Source organism: Lactobacillus nasalidis (assembly GCF_016587775.1).
GTDB classification, from domain to species: Bacteria; Bacillota; Bacilli; order Lactobacillales; family Lactobacillaceae; genus Lactobacillus; species Lactobacillus nasalidis.
This window is the reverse complement of sequence record NZ_BOCG01000075.1, coordinates 1-2160: the sequence shown is the minus strand read 5'-3', so window position 1 is coordinate 2160 and position 2160 is coordinate 1. Positions and strand designations below refer to the sequence as shown.

The following is a 2160-nucleotide window of genomic DNA, read 5'->3' as shown; positions in this document are numbered from 1 at the left end:
GCCGGGCTACCGGGGCGAGGCAATTGCCGAAGTCGTGCTGGATCTGGAAAAGACGGCGGCCGGCTGGCGGATCGCTGATGCCAGCAGCGAACTGATCGACACCAAGGACTTTGAGTCCGATCCGGAAATCGAAGAAATCGTCAAGCCGCTGGACCAGGCCACGCAGAAGTGGCTGGACCAGCCGATCGCCCACTTGGACCAGCCAGCCCCGATCGAGGACGCCAACAAGGGCCGCATCGAAGGAGCACCGTTTATCAACCTGCTCCAGCAGATGCAGCTGTATTTCACGCATGCCGATCTGTCAGCCACGGCAGTCATGAACGACGTGGCCAAGGGTTTTGGCAAGACGGTGACCATGCGGGACATCCTGCTGAACTATCCTTATGCCAACCAGCTGGTCAGCGTGAAACTGACCGGCAAGCAGCTCAGACACATTGTCGAGCATACGGCCAGCTTCTTGGAAAAGGACGCGGACGGCAAGATTCACTTTATCGACCGCTACTTGAAGCCGAAGCCGGAACTGTACCATTTTGACGTCTTTTACCCGCTGGAATACGAAGCCGACCTCTCCAAGCCGGTCGGCCAGCGCCTGACCAAGCTGAAGCTCAAGGGCAAGGATATTGATGACGACGCGGTCTACCATCTGGCAGTCAACAATTACCGGGCAAACGGCGGCGGCTTTTATCCGGAATACAGCTTAGACAAGATCGAATTCTCTTTGGACAAGGATTACGTGCAGATGTTCAGCGAATACTTGACGCAAGGAGACGTTCAAGTCGACAGCCGGAAGTATTACCGCTTCTATTAAACGAAAAGGCCGGAAGGCCTTTTTTTCTTGTCCTTGTGGCATAATAAAAGAACAAAGGAGGTGCCGTCATGGCTGGAGAAAACATTCGCATTCAAGGCCGGGTGGTGAAGAGTCACCTGACCTCTTTCGTGACTGCCGAAGAGCTGCGGCAGGTGCAGGCAGCTGAGGACTTGGCCGGCCTGCCCCGGCACCAGAAGCCCTACGCGTTTGTGACGCTGGAAGACTGGCGGCTTTTGACCGGCCACCTGGAAACCGACCTGGCTGAAGGGAACGTTGCTTCTTTTCAAGCAGCCGAAGGGGTTCTGCCCTGGCTGGCCAAAGAAGAAAAGGGTCGGCTCAAGCAGGTTTTCGGGCAGGAAATCGAGCCTGGCCAGCTGGTGACTCTGTCTTTAAGCCAGGTCAAAAAGGCTGCCGGCTGGCAGCTGCAGCTGGATGGGGCCGTGATCGGCGAAAAAACACCTGAAGGCAAAAAGTTCACGGGCCGCCTGGTTGATGCCAAAGTCGAGTTGGGTGGGCAGGTCCTGCCCCTGCATGACTACCAGCTTTACAGCATGAACTTCATTATTGACCATCCCTTTTGCGGGATTTTTCTGGATATCGGCCTGGGCAAGACGCTGACCACCCTGGCGGCTTTTGCCAAGCTGCGCGAGCAGGGCCTGAAGGGGCACATTTTGGTGATCGCGCCCAAGACGGTCGCGCGCTCAACCTGGCAGGAAGAAATCAGCAAATGGCAGCTGCCTTTTAAGACGCAGTCTTTTCTGACCGATGAAAAAGGCCGCAAGCTGACACCGGAAGGCCGGCAAAAGCTCTATCAAGATGCCGCCGAAAAGGCAGCTCGGAGCGACTGGCAGCTTTACTTTGTCAACCGCGACCTGGTCAGCAAGCTCGTCGAGCTGGGCCCCTGGCTTTTTAAAAACGTGGTGATCGACGAGTCGCAGTCTTTCAAGTCTCCGACTTCCAAGCGCTTCAAGGCATTAAAGAGCGTAAGAGGCCGCATCCAGCGCCTGGTCGAGCTGACGGGGACTCCGGCACCGAACTCCTTGGAAGACCTCTGGTCGCAGATTTACCTGCTTGACCAGGGCCAGCGGCTGGGGCGGAGCATTACGGCCTACCGCCAGCAGTATTTTGAACCGACGCTGATCGTGGCAAACCACCCGGTCAAGTGGCGCCTGCTGGCTGGCAGCGAGGAAAAAATCTACCAGGCAATCGATGATTTGGTGATCTCAATGAAGAATACCCGCCTGAAGCTGCCGGAACTGACCGAGACAGTGGACTGGGTGGAAATGCCGCCAGCCGCGGCAAAGAGCTACCGGCAGCTGAAAAAAGAGCAGGTGCTGGAGCTGGCCGGAAGC

Annotated in this window: 2 protein-coding genes; both read left to right on the top strand. The window is 56.7% G+C overall.

Annotated elements, in window-relative coordinates:
* Window positions 1-808: 5'-nucleotidase C-terminal domain-containing protein (locus tag lacNas_RS00910; protein ID WP_201346505.1), on the top strand; the 808-nt coding region annotated here is incomplete at its 5' end.
* A 68-nt stretch (window positions 809-876) separates the two neighbouring features.
* A partial coding sequence (locus lacNas_RS00905) for an SNF2-related protein (RefSeq protein ID WP_201346504.1) occupies window positions 877-2160 on the top strand: 1284 nt, incomplete at its 3' end.